The 17,202-nt window shown below is 60.2% G+C and carries 17 protein-coding genes and 1 pseudogene; 12 read left to right on the top strand and 6 right to left on the bottom strand.

The window, feature by feature from the left end; translation table 11 throughout:
* The first annotated feature begins 20 nt into the window (after positions 1 to 20).
* From RX329_RS32870 to RX329_RS32855, 4 genes are all read left to right on the top strand, one after another.
* A complete protein-coding gene (locus tag RX329_RS32870; RefSeq protein ID WP_317244842.1) occupies positions 21 to 1,358 on the top strand; it encodes a nucleotide sugar dehydrogenase in 1,338 nt (445 codons plus the stop codon).
* 40 nt (positions 1,359 to 1,398) lie between these two features.
* A complete protein-coding gene (locus RX329_RS32865; protein ID WP_317244841.1) occupies positions 1,399 to 2,352 on the top strand; it encodes a glycosyltransferase family 9 protein in 954 nt (317 codons plus the stop codon).
* A gap of 215 nt (positions 2,353 to 2,567) precedes the next feature.
* A complete protein-coding gene (locus tag RX329_RS32860; protein WP_317244840.1) occupies positions 2,568 to 3,524 on the top strand; it encodes a glycosyltransferase family 2 protein in 957 nt (318 codons plus the stop codon).
* Positions 3,525 to 4,109: 585 nt separating this feature from the next.
* A complete protein-coding gene (locus tag RX329_RS32855) occupies positions 4,110 to 4,937 on the top strand; it encodes a hypothetical protein (protein WP_317244839.1) in 828 nt (275 codons plus the stop codon).
* Positions 4,938 to 5,150: 213 nt separating this feature from the next.
* Here RX329_RS32855 and RX329_RS32850 read toward each other — a convergent pair whose 3' ends face one another.
* Complete coding sequence (locus RX329_RS32850; protein ID WP_317244838.1) at positions 5,151 to 5,549, bottom strand: exonuclease domain-containing protein; 399 nt, start codon at positions 5,547 to 5,549, stop codon at positions 5,151 to 5,153.
* 290 nt (positions 5,550 to 5,839) lie between these two features.
* Between RX329_RS32850 and RX329_RS32845 the strand changes: the two genes are divergently transcribed.
* Positions 5,840 to 6,442 carry a hypothetical protein gene (locus RX329_RS32845; RefSeq protein WP_317244837.1) on the top strand — a complete coding sequence of 201 codons (603 nt, stop codon included), beginning with the start codon at positions 5,840 to 5,842 and terminating at the stop codon, positions 6,440 to 6,442.
* A gap of 568 nt (positions 6,443 to 7,010) precedes the next feature.
* Here RX329_RS32845 and RX329_RS32840 read toward each other — a convergent pair.
* Positions 7,011 to 7,223: a hypothetical protein gene (locus tag RX329_RS32840; RefSeq protein WP_317244836.1), complete on the bottom strand. Its 213-nt coding sequence runs from the start codon at positions 7,221 to 7,223 to the stop codon at positions 7,011 to 7,013.
* A 584-nt stretch (positions 7,224 to 7,807) separates the two neighbouring features.
* Here RX329_RS32840 and RX329_RS32835 point away from each other — a divergent pair.
* From RX329_RS32835 to RX329_RS32820, 4 genes and pseudogenes are all read left to right on the top strand, one after another.
* Positions 7,808 to 8,008: a hypothetical protein gene (locus RX329_RS32835; protein ID WP_063994403.1), complete on the top strand. Its 201-nt coding sequence runs from the start codon at positions 7,808 to 7,810 to the stop codon at positions 8,006 to 8,008.
* A gap of 255 nt (positions 8,009 to 8,263) precedes the next feature.
* On the top strand, positions 8,264 to 8,749 hold the full coding sequence (locus RX329_RS32830) for an adenylate/guanylate cyclase domain-containing protein (protein WP_317244835.1): 486 nt from the start codon (positions 8,264 to 8,266) through the stop codon (positions 8,747 to 8,749).
* Positions 8,746 to 10,035, top strand: coding sequence for a tetratricopeptide repeat protein (locus RX329_RS32825; protein ID WP_317244834.1), 1,290 nt, complete (start codon positions 8,746 to 8,748; stop codon positions 10,033 to 10,035). Before RX329_RS32830 ends, RX329_RS32825 begins: the two co-directional genes overlap by 4 nt.
* 90 nt (positions 10,036 to 10,125) lie before the next feature.
* Positions 10,126 to 10,396 (top strand): annotated as a pseudogene (locus tag RX329_RS32820) (IS110 family transposase); the annotation flags it as partial.
* 47 nt (positions 10,397 to 10,443) lie between these two features.
* Here RX329_RS32820 and RX329_RS32815 read toward each other — a convergent pair.
* From RX329_RS32815 to RX329_RS32800, 4 genes are all read right to left on the bottom strand, one after another.
* Positions 10,444 to 10,938 carry a hypothetical protein gene (locus RX329_RS32815; protein ID WP_317244833.1) on the bottom strand — a complete coding sequence of 165 codons (495 nt, stop codon included), beginning with the start codon at positions 10,936 to 10,938 and terminating at the stop codon, positions 10,444 to 10,446.
* Positions 10,939 to 10,943: 5 nt separating this feature from the next.
* Positions 10,944 to 12,761 carry a DNA ligase D gene (gene ligD / locus RX329_RS32810; RefSeq protein ID WP_317244832.1) on the bottom strand — a complete coding sequence of 606 codons (1,818 nt, stop codon included), beginning with the start codon at positions 12,759 to 12,761 and terminating at the stop codon, positions 10,944 to 10,946.
* A gap of 218 nt (positions 12,762 to 12,979) precedes the next feature.
* Positions 12,980 to 13,609, bottom strand: coding sequence for an NYN domain-containing protein (locus tag RX329_RS32805; RefSeq protein ID WP_317244831.1), 630 nt, complete (start codon positions 13,607 to 13,609; stop codon positions 12,980 to 12,982).
* Between the two features lie 507 nt (positions 13,610 to 14,116).
* Positions 14,117 to 15,214: a sensor histidine kinase gene (locus tag RX329_RS32800; protein WP_085360758.1), complete on the bottom strand. Its 1,098-nt coding sequence runs from the start codon at positions 15,212 to 15,214 to the stop codon at positions 14,117 to 14,119.
* A gap of 159 nt (positions 15,215 to 15,373) precedes the next feature.
* Here RX329_RS32800 and RX329_RS32795 point away from each other — a divergent pair, with 159 nt between their 5' ends.
* The 3 genes from RX329_RS32795 to RX329_RS32785 all read left to right on the top strand — a co-directional run bounded on the left by RX329_RS32795 (position 15,374) and on the right by RX329_RS32785 (position 17,152).
* Positions 15,374 to 15,604 carry a hypothetical protein gene (locus RX329_RS32795; protein WP_085360795.1) on the top strand — a complete coding sequence of 77 codons (231 nt, stop codon included), beginning with the start codon at positions 15,374 to 15,376 and terminating at the stop codon, positions 15,602 to 15,604.
* A 241-nt stretch (positions 15,605 to 15,845) separates the two neighbouring features.
* A complete protein-coding gene (locus RX329_RS32790; RefSeq protein WP_247405742.1) occupies positions 15,846 to 16,070 on the top strand; it encodes a hypothetical protein in 225 nt (74 codons plus the stop codon).
* Between the two features lie 299 nt (positions 16,071 to 16,369).
* Positions 16,370 to 17,152, top strand: a complete 783-nt coding sequence (locus tag RX329_RS32785) for a GGDEF domain-containing protein (protein ID WP_317244830.1) — start codon at positions 16,370 to 16,372, stop codon at positions 17,150 to 17,152.
* Positions 17,153 to 17,202: the final 50 nt, after the last annotated feature.

Genomic DNA, 17,202 nt, shown 5'->3' with positions numbered 1-17,202 from the left:
CTGTCCGACCGAGGATTGCTGTGGTCGGGCTTGGCAAACTTGGCTTGCCATTGGCTGCGCTATTAGCCACTAGAGGCTTCGAGGTTGTCGGTCTGGATGCTGATCGGCGCCGCATCGACGGAATCAACGCGGGTTTGGTTGGCGGATCAGAGTTGGGGTTGGAGAGCTTGATCCGGGATGCAGAGTCGCGATTGCGCCTGGAGATGATATCCGACCAAGCCATTGCTATCTCTGACGTCACTTTCATAATTGTTCCGACACCGAGCGGGCCGGATGGCCGTTTTCGGAACGATAGCGTTATTGCTGCGATACGGCAGATTGGAAACGCCCTTCGCGCGACCGATCGCTACCATCTGGTGGTGCTCGTCAGCACCGTGATGCCAACATCGATGACTGAAGTCATCGCTCCCGCACTGGAGAAAGCCGCGCGGCGAAAGGTCGGAGATAGATTAGGTTTATGTTACAGTCCCGAGTTCGTTGCGCTGGGCTCGGTAATCAGAGACATGTCGCGGCCTGATCTCCTCCTTATCGGCGAATCGGATGCCGCAGCCGGTGATCTTCTTTTGGGCATCTACCGCGCGATCATCGAGACAAAGCCTGAAATACACCGCATGAATTTTGTTAATGCTGAAATCTGCAAACTTGCCGTAAATAGTTTTGTGACGACGAAGATCTCCTTCGCAAACATGATTGCGGAAGCATGCGATCATCTTCCCTCTGCAGACGCGGAGGTGGTCTTGAGGGCGGCGGGCGCCGACAGCCGAATAGGTCATGATTACCTTCGTGGTGCCGTCGGATATGGCGGCCCCTGCTTTCCTCGGGACAACATTGCATTTACTCTTATGGGGCGCGATCTTGGACTTCAGTTTGAACTAGCCGCGGCCACGGATGCCACCAACAGGCACCAGCTTCAGCGCCTCTGCGCCGTCATCGAGGCCAGAGCCCAAACGGGAGCGACGATTGCAATACTGGGTATGTCCTACAAGCCCGGGACCGACGTGATTGAAGCGAGCCAGGGGATTGCACTTGCGCAGGCTATGTTCGACGGTGGGTTTAATGTCCTGATCGCCGATCCCGCTGCCGCGCAGAATGCGGCCGCCATACTAGGTCATGGCGTTTCCGTCGCTTCAGCTGCTGAGGCGGTCGCGCGCGCCGACGTCGTGGCGATCATGACTCAGTGGCCGCAGTTTCGTAATATCCCGATGGCCAATTTCATGCGAGACAAACAAAATATTACCGTTATCGATCCATGGCGTGTCTTCAAATTCGGCGAACTGCCGTCGTCGGTTGAGCACATCGTGCTCGGTTTCGGCCCTGACGCGGCGGGCGAGCCTCCGCCGCAAGCCTATAATGACTAAGCCTAAATGATCCGCATTTGTTTTTGCGTTAGGAGATCAGATGAACTCTCGCAAACAAGCGACTTGCGTTTTTTTTTCCAATGGCGTCGGGGATCATGTTCTGTGTCTGCCGGCTCTTCGGGCGCTCGGAGAAGTATTAAACGGCGAATTCGTTCTTGCTTACCCCGTTGGTCCTCAGGGGTTCATCTTTGATGATCTGAAAGTTCACCGTACCGTTCAAATCCCATTTGAGAGTGGCGCGACTTTCGAGCCCAAAGTAGCGGCATCCTTAATCGGGAAAGTCGACAGGTTTGTTTCACTGACCTCGTGGATGTCGCCTTCGCTGTCGGGGCTAATTTCCGAATTGCGGCCCACTTGGTCACTGGGATTCTTTCCGGAATTTCAGAGGCAAATTGCGCTCGACTTCGGAATTCATTCGGCTGACCTTGCGTTTCAGATTCCCCGGGACCTGACCGGCGGACTTCGCCTCGAGGATTTTTCGGCTCGCATTCCGTTGCCGGAAGAAGCGGTTCGAAAGGCCATTGACCTCCGCATCATGATGGGGCCGGGTACCCGCATCCTGGCCGTTCATAATGAGACAAGACAAAGAAAGATGTGGGATGCGGAATTATTCGAAAGCACCATCCGCGCCTTTCTCGACAGCCATTCTGATTTTGTCGCGCTATCAATTGGCATGAAGCCAGCCAATTTCGGTCATGATCGGATCATCGAATGCAATGGAATTCTCCCGTTGTCGCAGTCGTTCTCGCTAGTTGCGCATGCGGACTATTTTCTCGGTGTAGACTCGTGCATGCTGCACGTTGCTGATTTTGCACGAGTGCCCTCAGTTGGGCTGTTTGGCCCGACCAATGCGCGAGAGTTCGGTTTCCGCCTCGGTCCCCATATAACAATCCAGGCCCTTGGGGGTATGGAGCAAATCAGAGGGAGCCAAGTCTCTGCCGCCCTCGAATCGATTGTTGAGAATTCCAATCAGAGAACTGTCCAGCTGGTCTAATTTCTTGCCGACGGCGGGGCGCTCGCAGGCCCAATAAGACTTCGGATAAAGTTGACGCAACGTCACAGCTCCTCCATCTCTTTGCACAAAAGAATTGTACGAGTTGGCGGGAGTTGAATGAATTGGTGAGTCACGGCATTATCTTGCTTCGGCTTGATAGCCGCACACCGCCTCACACCGTCCAACGTTTAGTTGACTACCTGTGAGACCTACAAATGACCAACCGGGCTAATTTAGCTTTGTCACATGAGGAAGAGGTTCGCGTATTCGCCTGCGTGCGAAACGAGGCACTACGAATCCCGTTTTTTCTCGAATATTACAGGCGGATTGGCGTGGATCGCTTTTTTATTGTCGACAACGGATCGTCCGACGGAACTATGGACCTCATTTCCGGTAATCCGGACATTGAGGTGTTTCGGGAGCTTAGTAGCTATCGAGAAGCAACATCAGGCATTAGCTGGATCAATTCGCTGATCGCGAGACATGGATGCGGTCATTGGTGTGTGGTGGTGGATGCGGATGAGTTTCTTGTTTATCCCGATTTAGAGCGCATGTCGCTGCGGTCCTTGACTAAGTACCTTGCGTCCCGCAGCTACACGGCCCTGTATTCGGTTCTGCTAGACATGTACTCGGATAAGCCGATTTGTGAAACCGCGGTCGGTGACGCTCGTTCTCTGCATGAAATCTGCCCATACTATGAGGTTAACTCTATCTCATACCGCGGGGTGAGGTTGCCTCCACTCGCACCGACGCCAATGCATGAGGGAGGAGTCCGTGAGCGCCTCTTTCGCGTGCACTGTTGCTTGGATAAAATAGCCGTGTTCCGGCCGAGCGGCCACAATCATTTGAGAAGCGGGAGACACGCTGTAGAGGAAGCAGTCGTGGCCGATATTCAGGGTGCCATTCTTCACTACAAACTCTTGGACGATTTTCCAACACGTGTTGTTACCGAAGTCACCAGGGCAGAGCATTGGGGCTATGCTCGGGAATACAGGCGATACAGTGAAGTCATTGCTAGAGAACCATTCCTATCTGGACATTTCGAAGGTTCTTTACGATTACGCAAGTCAGACGATCTTCTTACCAATGGTGTAATGCGTGATACGCACGCGTTTCGTCACTGGACGTCAAATCAAATCGGTTCAGATTCGGGAGGGATGTATTTGCCCTAGCGCTGCGCGACAAGCGCGCGAGTTTTCGAGGTTCGCTAAGTTGTCTGTAGCGCGCTTGCGCGCGCTGTGACCATGGCGGTCTGCTGGTTGGGGAGAATGGGATAGTGTTAACCAGCCGGTCGTTTTGTGCATTCGAAGCAAAGTGTCGTATTTCGCTGATTAGCACTTTTCGGACATGGCTGACCTCGCACTCGATGTCTGCTTCAAGGGTAAATCGAAAGCCGCATTTTGGCGCCGCGAGGTCGACTTTGGCGGATATTGTTGAGCGACAACGAAAATCCGTAGTGTCACTGGATCCGTCCTAGACGATGGCGACGTGAGGGACCATCGTTTCATCCAAAATCGATCACGGATCTCCCAATCCGCGCCGAAGATATCCTCAGGGACAATCGCAATAATTAAAACGCAAGCGAACTGACGCGTCGAACACCGGGACACTGAAAGCGTTTCACGCCAGGAATGGGCCCGCCAGAGCCTTGGCAGACTTCCGGCACCCGCCTCGGGAAGAGCGTGGCTTGCCACTGAGCCCCCAAAGGGCGCAAATTTCGTGTACTGTTGTTTAGAGATCGATTTGGGGGCGGGACCGTGCCGAAACAGCCAGCTGAACCGAACGAGGTCTCTCTCTCTCCACTCGCGATCTTGAACACCGCCCGCAATGCGGTGCCGGCTGTGGACTATGCCCTCGGCGCCGCAGGCGTTGCGGCCGCCGCCGCGATCATCATTGGATTGTTAGGGAACGGCCAAGCCACTCTCATCATTCTCGGGGCGATGTTAGTGGCAATGCTGCTGCTCTTTGCTTTCGCCCAACTCGTCAGGAGCAAGAGCGATGCCGTGGTCAAGGCGGGAACCGCGTTGCTTTGGGGTGTAACGATCTTCTTCTTTACGTTTCTATCGTTCACGGTCACCGCGGTCGCGTTTGATTGGCCGCCAACTTGGGCACGTGTTTTGGGCCTAGCGACAGATCATGGGAGGGCGAGAATCGGTTCCGAAACGAATTCTCCTGCCATCACTGCGCGAGATGACGGAGCCGATCTGGTCGTAACGGAGCTTCGGGTCGTTCCGGTAGGGCCGATAATCAATGGTCCGAGGCTCTGGCTCCAACCTCAGACAAATGTCTCTCCCGAATACCTTGGCTATAGACTTCAGGCTACAATCAGAAAGAAACGGACAGAAGCAATCGAATCGTGCGATGCACAAGCAATCGATAAGAATGATGAAGCCGGTTACTGCGTGGAAGCAATTGAGTCATTCGCGCCCCAAGTGCAGCAAGTCATCCGGACCGTCTTGTGCAAGGTCCCGAGTGTCAATTACACGAGCAAAACGAAATTCAGGATTGTCTGCACAAAACCTGGGGTTATTTCCCCGTGGTTCCCGATCGAGTTGCCCGACCGGGCTACGGCCGTCGAAAGATAGCCGGCACTACTCCAGTCCGCCTCGGTCTTGGCCGTGTAAGAACACCCCTCCCAGGGAAGTCGGTGAAAAGCTAGGGCCAGTTCGGTCCTAGGCCACGATCGCGGCCATCAGCGGCTTGGTCCCGACGATGTTCATGACCCATTTTAGATTATAGACCAGAACGGGGAGCGCCATCTCGGCGGCTCCTTTTAAGCCGCGCGGCTATTCGAAGGGTTAGAAGAACGACTTCCGCGACGAATCATCGACGAAGGCGTTCACGGCTGCCTCGTCGATGCTGTGGCCGGCCACCATTTCGTCGGTGATGCCGGTAAGCGCCGTGATCTCGGCCGGGATTGGCTCGGACGGCTCATTGAAGGCGGAGAACGTGTCCCTGACATCAATGATGCGCCCGTCCGGCGTATAGCCGAACTTGACCATTCCGAGCTCGATGAGTTCGTCTTTTCGGTGGTCGAGGCCGGTGGTCTCGGTGTCGAGCAGGATGCCGATCCTCGTTTCCTGTCCGGAGACCGCCGTCGATCTCGGTCGCGGCACCAGGCGGCGCAGCACCCGGTAGTCGCTCGATCGGCCTAGTGCCTCGGCCATCGCGGCCAGATCCGATGCGTCTTGAAACATCACTTCTCGTGGTGCCGACCAGGTAGCCCCGTGAGGCCCCACAATATCGGGAGCGCCGGTCACGAGATATCTGAAAGACAAGCAATTCACGAGCTTTTCGGGAGTGTCGGAGCAGTTGGGTCGTCTTGCAGGGGCGCTCGCGCAGCGGCTGCCGAGCGCGAGCGCTACGAATGTGGCGCAGCCGGGCCCCTGCCAAGGCGCCACCGCTGAGCCATCTTCCCCGCTTGTTAGCGCTGAAGGCTGGTCGAACTACGGCTCGTTGACGCTGTGGCGTGTAGGTTTGAGGGGCCATGCAATACACAGACGGTTCATTCGCCGATGTGAAGTCCATCAGTCAGCAGGCCATGTGCCGGTACTGGGCACGCACAGCCGGCAATCTGCGCTTCCCTTCTCTAGATCAGTTCAGGCCGGAAGCGCGGCTGCATGACCCAAAACAACTGATCATCTGGAGTGTTGAGCGCCGGGCGGACGGGCACACGTTTCGAGCGCTTTACCAAGGCGCCAGTGTAGGAGAGGTCTTCAATTCGAGCTGGGCCGGAAAATCGATGGAAGAGATTCTGCCACCGGCGTTGAAGGAGTTTGGTCTAGCCGCCGCCGAACAATGCGTGTCCGGCGGCTGTGCCATCTACAACGTGTTTTCGACCTACAACAGCGGCGGCCATACGATCGAGTGTGAGCGCTTGCTCCTGCCTTTGGGACGGGAGGGCCGGGTCGAGCAAATGGTTGGCTCGCTTCAACTGATCAGCATGGCGGGATCGTTCAAACGCGAGACGGTCATCCGACACTTCGAATGGAAAACGGACGTATCCTGCGCAATCCGCATCTACTTCAGGCGGTCTCCGGCAATAATCACAATGACGAGCGAGGAGCGGGAAGCGCGTCGCACTTCTTAGCCGGATGCGCGACTAAGGAATGGGACGGATCGGGCGGGGCATCTCTGGACGGCTAAACAATGCCGGCGTGAGTGCCGACCCCGGATTGCTACGGTCCCACTGGTGCGTGATCGTTTACGATCTGCAGCTATATTTGGGTACATGGAATCCCCGTACGACCCCTTGCGCGAGGCCGTCGCGGCAATGAAGCTTGCCGCCGAAGCCGATGGGCTAGAACGGCAGAGATGGATCACCGCCGCCTTGGCGTGGTCGGAGCTCACGCGCCTACGCGGGAAAGCCGAGGACAACCTGCCGGAAGGTTGCCCTAGGCGGTAGCTCGTTCCCTTGCAAGGGGGGCGCCTCTCCGCACCCCGTCCAAGCCGCTTGGATCGCGTTCAGGGGGAAATGCGATGCCGCACCCGCTCACGGCATCAAATCCTCGCAGGTGAGGCCAGGACCACCGGCTGGGTAGGTGAGCTTGGTCCTGAGGAAGCGTCTGTCGGCAGATCCCTTCGCACACTGCGGGACGGCCGCCAGGCTCCATCAGGTGCGCGTGCGGCACGATCAAAGAACGACACGGGTGTGGGCGTCACGCCTCGCCGGGCCCAGAGAAAGTCGCTGCAGGCGGCGTCGTGGGAGAAGCCGGCAGCGGCCGCTCGGTCGGTCCGGATGCCGAGGGCTGGGCTCCCCTGCTGTCATACCGCTTGGCGAGATCCAGGAGACGACGCCGGGTGAACGGATCAGCCTTCTCGGCCATGCCCCGGACCCTGTGGGCCAGACCTCGGTAGAACTCCTGCTCCATGACACGCCCCTCAACATCACTGCCCAGAGTTGAATGCTGTGCGGCGATGGAGTCAAGAAGGCGCGCAATAGTGCGTGAACCCGACCTAATTCTTATCGGCCAGCTTGAGCTCGCGATCTAGGCTGAACTAGAGTGCCATCGCAGGGGGAAAACAGATGGCAATGCTCCATCCGGTCCGGAAGGCGTGCCCGGGGTGCGGCAAGCCGATGAAAGCTGTGTCCGACGAAGCTTCGGAACGGCGGCCGCGGTACGTGTGCACCAATTGCAACGATGACCCGCTACACGACCCGGATGCCCGCAAGTGGGCGGATGGCCCCCTGCGGCCTCCGGAGCCCTAGGTTTTCGCGGCGCGCGGGCTTGGTGTCGAGCATGGATCGGGCTCGGCCGGATACCGTTGATATGGCGGGCCCGCGCGAATGCACGGCCCGCGTGGCTCCGCCATCAAGCCCCCCAGCCCCCCAAAAGGCGGGGCCACGCTCATTCTTCGCAGTCATTCCGCAGAATTTTACGCTGACCGTAATTTGCGTGAATCCCCGGCTGGCCGGCTTCAGGCAGAATGCTGCTTTCGCTGGGGGAGACCTCCAATGTTCGATGCTGAAACCACCGCGCTTTTGCGCGCGGTCCTCGACGAGGTGTGCGAGAGCGTGTCACGCTACGAGACCTCTGCCCGCACCCACGTGGCCTCCATGATCCTCGAAGCCGCCAGCAAGGGCGAGACATCGGTTGACGGGCTGAAGCAGATCGGCAGGAGTGCACTTCGCGAGGCGCCGATCCTGCGGAACTAACCTGCTCCCTCCGAGCCGCGGTTCGTCATAGGCCGAAGAAGCGCCCGCCCGGCGCCACCATACGACGGTGTCAGTCAAAAATCTCCGCTGACGCAGGACGCTACGACGTCCGCTCTGCCTCTGATATCCGGCGGCATCTCACCAGAGGTCAGACTTAGGTCCCGACCGGCCACCTCGAAGTTCGTCCAAGATGTGAAATTCCTTGGCACCCGCAGCCAACTGCGTAGACTGGCCTCGATCATCCAGGAGGGCGACTTGGCGATCGACCGGCAAATCCGACGGTTGACCACGATCCTGGCAGCCGATGCGGTCGGCTACAGTCGGCTTGTGGGCAGTGACGAGGAAGGTACGCTCGATCGCCTCCGGGATCTTCGCAAGGACTTGATCGATCCCGCCATCACTGCCCATCGAGGTCGCATCGTCAAAACTACTGGAGACGGTTTGCTGGCCGAGTTCGCGTCGGTTGTGGATGCGGTTCGTACGGCAATCAATGTGCAGCGGGCCTTGGCCGGGAGGAACGCCGACCTAGCGCCGGATAAGCGCATTGAATTCCGCATCGGCATCAATGTTGGTGACGTGGTCGTGGAGGAAGACGGCGATCTCATGGGAGATGCGGTCAATGTGGCGGCGCGATTGGAGGGGATTGCCGAGCCTGGCGGTATTTGCTTGTCCAGTGCCGCCTATGACCAGGTACGTGGCAAGATCGTATCGCGGCGCAAGATCGCGGCCGCCACAAATTGAAGAATATCGCCGGGCCAGTCCAAGTCTATACGCTATCGCCTACCCGCTCGGTAGCAACGGCGCCGGACAACGCCATCGCACCGCGGCTCTCTATCGTCGTCCTGCCCTTCGTCAACCTCAATGGCGACAGCGCGCAGGACTACTTCGTCGATGGTGTAACGGAAAGTCTGACAACCGACCTATCCCGCATTCCTGGAGCTTTCGTCATAGCTCGCAACACGGCCTTCACCTTCAAAAGCAAGCCGGTGGACGTCCGGGTGATCGGCCGCGAACTTGGCGTTCGATACGTGATGGAAGGGAGCGTGCAGGGCGGTGCCGACCGCGTTCGCGTCAACGCGCAGCTCATCGACACAGAAACTGGCGCACACGTTTGGGCCGAACGTTTCGACAAGCCCCGCGCCGACATTTTCGACATGCAAGATGAGATCACCACGCGGCTCGCTCGGACTGTGGGCATCGAGCTCGTGGCTGCCGAAGGCCGCCGGGCCGAGCGCGAACGGCCAAACAACATGGATGCCGTAGATCTAGCTATGCGCGGTTGGGCGATCCTAAACCAACCCTTGTCGCTGCGCCGCGACCGTGCGGCGTGTGACCTGTTCGACGAAGCGCTCAAGTTGGACGCCCAAAACGTCGAGGCGTTGATCGGTGTTGCGTTCTATCATGGCAACGAACTTCGCACCTTCGCCTCGATCAATCGGGACGAGCAACTACGAATCGCGCTTACCGCGATCACTCAGGCACTGACGCTGGCTCCTAGCAACGCTCTTGCCCATTTTGTCCACGCCAACGTCCTGCATGTCTCGGGCGCGACGGAACGTGCGCTCAGCGAGCTTGAGTTCGCGATCGGGCTCGATCACAATCTGGCCTGGGCGCACGCCGACGCAGGCTTCATGAAGGTGCTACTCGGGCGCGCGGAAGAGGCAGAAGCTAGTCTCACAAACGCAATCCGACTCAGCCCGCGCGATCCCGGACTGGATCGCTGGCACGCCCTGCTTGGGATTGCAGATCTGTTCCTCGGCCGGCTCGACTCTGCCCTAGGCCGGCTTCGAAAATCAGTCGGATTGAATCCTAATGTCGGCATGCCTCATTTTTTCCTGGCGGCGGCCTCAGCCCTCAGCGGTCGCGCTACGGAGGCGCGAGAGGCGCGGAATGCCGGCCTCCGGCTCGACCCGAACTTCACCGTCGCCAGATTTCGCAACGAACGCCGCAGTGAAAACCCGACTTTCCTGGCGCAGCGCGAGCGCATCTACGAGGGCCTACGTTTAGCAGGTGTGCCGGAGGAGTAGGCTCGCTGCGAGACTGTCACGTCTACTAATGAGATGGTCCGGCCGTGCTCCTGCCCCGCCAGCGATAAGCTGGCCAGGGGCGCCAAGGACATGGAGGTCGCCACGTGCCAGACACCCAATACCGCGATCGCCGTGATCGGAATCGATATCGCCGAGAATTGGTTCCACGTCGTCAGCCACAATGCACGCGGCGCCATCGTGCTGCGGGCAAAAGTGGTCGCGTGGCCAAGTGGAAGTGCGGCCCGCCAACACACCTTTGCCTCATCGGCATGGAAGCCTGGTGGGTGCACATCACCTGAGCCGCAAACTCGCATCGCTTGGTCATGATGCCAGGTTGATGCCGGCCAAATATGTTCGTCCCTAGCCCGGCGAACCCTACCGACGTGTCAACGAAGGCACTCATGGGCGTCACTCCTGAAGCGGATGCTCCCAAATATTGCCCGTCGGATCGTTCTGCTCAACCCACTTTTCCGCACACGCTTGCGAGGCAAAGAGCGTGACCCAATCGACGTCGCCAATGTCTGTGGACTCCGGATCGTGCGAGTGGAGCCAAACCGATCCTCGCGCCCGACCGCCTACCACTTCGTACTCCCAGGCTACGCCTTCGGGGTCGTTTTCCTTGAGCCACCTTTCGGCGACGTCGGCCGATGCAAACACCTTCACCCAGCCGGAATCCTCGATCGTGCGCGGTGCGCGGTCGTGGTAATCGAGGTAGAGCCATACGGTTCTGCCCTCGCGGCGAGCTTCATCATGGTGGCGAACCACCTCGTTCACCCTTTGCCGGTCGGAGCGATCGGCCTCAGGCAGCGACATCACCGCGGCGTACAGTTCGGCAGGAATGCCGCGCCTGTCACGGCGAGGTTTGTGGCGCCATTCCACCCATTGATCGAATGCATCTGACATATGGCTTACCTTCTCGACTTGGCGCGGAATGGACTGTCCATGGTGAAGGCGTCCGGCGCGATCCCGCTCTCGATCCGCTTCCAGGTCACGGGCGCTGCGATCGGAAATCCCTCCCGGGCTCGCGGGGAATAGGTGCCGATAGCCGTGGTACCGCGGCCATTTCGCAGATAATCGAGGAAGATGCGGCCGAGGCGCTTGGCCTGGGCGGACAGGATGTATCTATCGGGGTCGCGCGCTGCGAAAGCGGCCACCAGCTGATGCGCCACCCGATGCGCCTTGTCGTGCAGCACCGGCCGGTCCAGTGGTGCCACCAGATGGATTCCTTTGCCGCCGGTGAGCTTGGGCCAGGTCTCGAAACCCTCGCGCTCCATCAGCGCGCGCAGATCGAGCGCGGTCTCCACGACGGCATCCCAGTCGACGCCCTCGCCGGGATCGAGATCGATAACGATGCGGTCGGCATTTTCGAAGTCCTCGACGGTCGCATTCCACGGGTGAAGCTCCACCGCCCCGATCTCGACCAGCCCGAGGAAGCCATCCAGGCTGTCGACCCACAGGCGCGTTCCCTCGCCACCTTCGCGCTTCTGAATCCGGAGCTGGTGCACGGCGGCCGGAATGTCCTTCGGCAGCGGCCCCTTGTGATAGAAGGTGGTGCCGTGCACGTGACGCACCAGCTTGAGCGGACGATGCCCGAGGTGCGGCAGCGCCTTCTTCCAGACCCGGCTCCAGTAGTCGGCGAGTTCTTCTTTCGAGGGGACAACCGCTTCGGGCAGAAGCTGCAGGATGTTCTCTCGGGGAACGCCCAGCTCCGGCCGGCCAGCCACCGAGGGCACCAGTCGCGGCGCCTTGACCTTGCGCACCGCAAGATCATCGCGAAAACCCTTGAACACGGCTTCGCGAAGCAGGCCGTCATCGGTCAGCGCGCCATATTGGACCTCGATCTCAAGGGTCGGCTCGACCCAGGTCGCCTTCGGCTTTTTGACTGCCACGTCTAGCGGAGACATCTTGCGGATTAACGGATCGAGCCGCTCGCGCAATTCGCGCGCGGTCGTCTCGGTGTAACCGGTACGCACCTTGCCGGCGTAGAGCAGCTTGCCGTTCTCGCGCCGGCCGACGTAGAGCGAGGCGATCTTGCGCGGGCGCGCCCCCAGCTTCTCAACGAACGCGACTATCGGAAAGGTCTCGCTCTTCTTGCACTTGAGCTTGATCCAGCTCTCCTGCCGCGCCGAACGATAGGGCTCGCCGAGTCGCTTGCCGATCAGGCCTTCCAGTCCCAGCTGGCACCCTTTTTCGAAGATTACGTTGCCGTCACCCGCAAGCGCCTCGACGTACATGAACGTCTCGGGCGCGTCCTTCAGAAGCCGCTGTAACAACCGCTTGCGTTCTTCGTACACGACGCGACGCAGGTCATAGCCGTCGAGGTACAAGAGATCGAAGGCGTGATAGCGCACGCGCTCGCTTTGCTTGGCCCCGAGCTCACGCCTAAGCTGCTGGAAATCCGGTAGGCCGCCACTGCCGTACACCACCGCTTCGCCGTCGATGATCGCGCTGTTTGCCTTGAGCAGGTGGGCGCCGGCTGCGATCGAGGAGAACTGTTCGGTCCAGTCCTGGCCCGTCCGGGAATAGACCTTGGCGTCGCCTTCGTGCAGATGCAGTTGCGCGCGGTAGCCATCGGCCTTGATCTCGTAGACCCAGTCCTCGCCCGGGGGCGGCCTCTCGCGCAATGTGGGATCACACGGCTCGATATAACCTGGAATAACAGCTTTGATGGCGCCATGGACACGCGATACTCCCCAACGAGACTGACGCAACGCCACGGCACACATGGCGATTCAACGCCGTCGCGCTGATTCGTTCCGTTCCGCGGAGACCGCTTGACGGCCTCGCTGGCGCGGCAGGTCGAGAAGTCCGACGAATCGGGGGGGCGCGCTGCGTCTGCACCAGATATTCCAGTTGCGCGTCGGCCCCCGACAGGAGCGCCTGAGGCGGAGTTCATGATCGTGCCGGCAAGCCGAACCCGCGCCCCCGGCGGGTGCGCTCGATATTACGGGATGAGTTCGTCCGGCTCTGGACGCGGCGCCGCCGTGGTGGCGCGGCGCAGCGGCGGACCACGAACATCGCCGCGCTCGCGGGGTGGTGGGCGCGTGGACAGGTCCCGGCCGACACTGGCGCGCAGCTCCACAAGGTCGGTGAAGACGTCCGCCTGCCGCCGGAGCTCGTCCGCGACCATCGGCGGCTGCGTCGCAATGGTCGACACCACGCTCACCCGTACGCCTCGGCGCTGCACCGCCTCCACCAGTGAACGGAAATCGCCATCGCCAGAAAACAGAATCAGTTCGTCGACTTCGCCGGCCAGCTCCATGGCATGCACCGCGAGTTCGATGTCCATATTGCCTTTGACCTTTCGCCGTCCGAAGGAGTCGACGAACTCCTTCGTCGGTTTGGTCACGACTGTGTAGCCGTTGTAGTCAAGCCAATCGAGCAACGGCCGGATCGAGGAGAATTCCTGATCCTCGATGACGGCCGAGTAGTAGAAGGCGCGGAGCAGGATACCTCGGCGCTGGAATTCCTGCAGAAGGCGCTTGTAGTCGATGTCGAAGCCAAGGCTTCGGGACGTGGCGTGAAGATTGGCGCCGTCGATGAACAGGGCAATCTTGCTAGGCGAGGACGACATGTTGGCAGCCCGGATGATTCCATCGGAAGCACCGCTCCGGATGGCGAATGGTTTGCTCAAAGATGGAGTTTGGGTACGGGGCGGCCTTGGCCCGCCGCTCACTCGCATTCTGCGGCAAGAACGTGAGCTCCGACGAACAGAGGCTATATCCAAGAATTCGAGCTTTCAAATCCTTTTTCATGAACACTTGAACCTGGAGCCCGCTGCACAGACAATGCAGTAGGGGACGCCGTGAATGCCGTACGAATTGCCGCTCTTCGAAATCCACGTCAGGCCACGCCGCCGGGCATGCAGATGGTGTCTCTGCACGACCGAGGGGCGCACCATCATGCAGGGCTCGGCAGCCACCCCCGCGGCTGCTAGGTACCAGGCCAATCGCGCGCTCTTTCTGATGCTGCTCGCTTCCGCCAGTCGCTCGGCAGGCCACGGAGATCCATCGCGGCGTCGCTCGCGCCGAAGCGCCTGATCACCCGGGAAATTGCCCGCAAGCGGGCCGACAGTGCGCTGTCACGCGATCGCCCGTCGAGCGACTTTCATCGTCACTCGAACGCCCTTGTTCGGCGCGGACTCGACCTTGAAGTCCGATTTCGCGTTTTCCCTCAAGGTTTTGAACGATGAGCGAGCCGATCTAACCGGAATCGGCCATGTGATGCCCTCGGGCAACCCGACCCCATCGTCCGCGACGACGACGCGATACCGGTCGTCGCTCTGGCGCAGACATTCGATCGTGATCACACCCTGCTCGCGGCCTTCGAAGGCGTATTTGAAGGAGTTGGTCAGCACCTCGTTCACGACGAGACCTACCGACAGCGCAGTATTGACGGACACCGGCGCATACTCAGTCTTCTGCTCGAGCCGAATTCTCTCGGCGGCGCAGGTGTTCATGACCGCGGCGGCGATCTGGCTCAAGTAATGGCCAAGATCGACCTCGTCGCCGGCGGCCTCGTTCGACAGGGCCTGATAGAGCAGATGCAGGGATTCGATGCGGCCGGCCAGCGTGTGCAAGTCGACCTTCTCGCCCCGTCTTTCGTTGCGTGCTTCGAGTCGTATGAGGGCGACGATCAATTGAAGATTGTTCTTCACGCGGTGCTGCAGCTCGCGCAGCAGGATATCCTTGTCGCGGATCCGGCGCGCATACTCCTCACGCTCGGCACGCGCCCTGTCGGTGATGTCGATCAGCGCCGCGATGCGATAGTTCTCGGTCCCGTCCTCGTTTTGAATGAGACCGGAGAAGGCCTCGACCACGAGCGGTCTAGGCCGCTCCGCCCGGAAGGTGCCGAGAAACTCTCCTGCGTCCTTCAGCACGGCCAGTTCCAGCGAGACGTTCGGATCGCTTTCCTCCGTGAACCCGGCCAGGATCGACCAGCCCTTGCCGGCGCAGTCTTTCGCGTCCTGGCCGAAGAGCGTTTCGAATTCCTTGTTCGCGTAGCAGATGCGCTGGTCGCCGCGGAAGAATTTCGAGACTGCGATGGCAATCGGGATGTGATCGAGGAACTGTTTGAATTCTTGGGTCTCGATGGCCTTTGAGAGCTCCGCCGAGTCGAACAGATCGTTGATCTGCTGGACGGTCTCGGATGGCTCCGAAGCGGGTCGATCGGATGACATCGTCAGTCCTCTCTTTGGCCCATACCGCTGTCGACGCGGCGGCACTAAGGCGGCGTCTCTGCCGGTGTCGCGATGGTGCAAGCACGTATGATGGCATAGCCGAGAGGCCGCGTCCCCTCTGCAATCGGGAACGGAATGCCGTCCGCCCGATTGACCGGCATGACCGAACGGCTGATCTACGAAAGCAGCAATGGCGACGTTTGGACGCTCGCGATTGATCCGGCCACGAAGCTGCCGGCGGTGAAGCACCAGCCGAACCCCGGTTCGGGCGGGCGCACGTCCTATACGGACATCGGCAAGTTCCTTCGCGAGGGGGCTGCCCGCCCGGAACATCAGGCGCTGCTGAAGCTCATCGGCACGCTGCTCGACGATGCCGGCAGACCAGGCTAATCAGGCATCTGCGGCGACGCCCAGTGGCGGTCAGGACGTCCCGCATGCGATGGCGCCTCGACGGGCCGAAGTCGTGGAACATTATTCCGGCGACATCTTTGACTCGTTGGACCACCGCCCGCCGTTTGAGTACGGCGCCTGTAGCGGATAGCCAAAGGCTCAAAGGCCCGCTGTTCAGAAACATGCGCTCGCGCGGATAGCCAAAGGCGGTGGTCCCGTTCCGAGCGGCGAAAGAAGCAGCTTGAAGAAGCCCTCGAAAACTCGCGAAGAACTCGAAGCTGCGATCCGGCTGGAGATGGAAGACATCAGCGACTGGCCGACGGGCCTGGCCGTCTCGGTGGTGCCGCACGAAGACACCTGGAAGGTCGAGATCATGAAGGAAGGACCGCAGCAGGACGCGGAGCGTTGCGAGATGATAGAAGCCATTGCCGACAGGCTGCGCAGCCAGTTCGATCTGAAGCCTTGACGGTCAGCTCCACTGGCGTCGGGGGACGGAACCGACGTCGGCACGCATCCGGCAAACTGCGAATTCCCGGGCGGACGCGTGGCATCGAGCGGCCCCGGGCGCGCGAAGTGAAGTCGCCCTGAAGCACGGCTGCGCGACTGAGAGGCAAGGATCGGAGGGCGCTCCGCTTCACCTCGCCGGCGGCTGTCATTTGACGCTTGTTCTTAGGAGTGCGTTAACGGCGTCTCCGGCGCCATGAGTGCCTTAACCTGCCGTGAAGGTCAGGGGGCGGATGCTGTTCGCTTTACGACGGCAGAGCAATGGCCAAAGATATCATCACGCACCGGGACGCGCTGCGCCACACGGCGGGTCGTTGCGTCGTGAGCGTGGGCCTGACCATCCTCTTGACGTTGTCCTTCTGCCTCCTGCAGTTCGGAGCGGATCCAGATGGCGCGGTGAGTGCCGGCTTCGTCACCAAATCGTCCATCCTGATCAGCGTGACCATCTCGGGACTGCTGACGGGCGCCCTGAGCTACCGGTCCGCGCTGATGATGCGCGAACTGGCGCTGACGCGCGCCGAGCTGCGCCGGATTTCCGGCACCGATCAGCTGACCGGTCTGCTCAACCGGAGGGGCTTCGACGAAGCTGCCGAGTCGGCCTTGACCGCGGCGCGCGATGCGAAGCTGCCGACCACCGTTCTGATGTGCGACATCGACCGCTTCAAGGCGATCAACGATCAGTTTGGGCATGAGTTCGGAGACAAGGTGCTCATCGCCATTGCCGAGGTGCTGCGCTCCTTCGCCGAGCGAAAGCGGATGCTGGTGGCAAGGCACGGCGGCGAAGAGTTTGCCATTCTGATGAGCGGGGTATCGAAGGAGCGCGCCGTCCAATACGCCGAAGACCTCCGGCAGTCCTGTGCCGCCCAGTCCGTGGCCACCGGCGAGGTCTCCGCCAATGTGACGATCAGCATCGGACTGGCCGAATGCCGCGGTGAAACGGATTTGGCCAAGGTCATGCGCCTGGCCGATCAGGCGCTCTATGCGGCCAAACATCGAGGGCGCAATCGCGTCGTCCGGGCGGACGCGGATTCGATCGCGGCGTAGGCGGGTGGGCGTGCAGCATCGCGTGCCGGAGGGGAAGCGGGAATCAAAAG

The sequence above is a fragment of the Bradyrhizobium sp. BWC-3-1 genome, assembly GCF_032917965.1.
Lineage (GTDB): Bacteria > Pseudomonadota > Alphaproteobacteria > Rhizobiales > Xanthobacteraceae > Bradyrhizobium > Bradyrhizobium canariense_D.
This window is presented reverse-complemented; position numbering and strand designations above follow the sequence as displayed.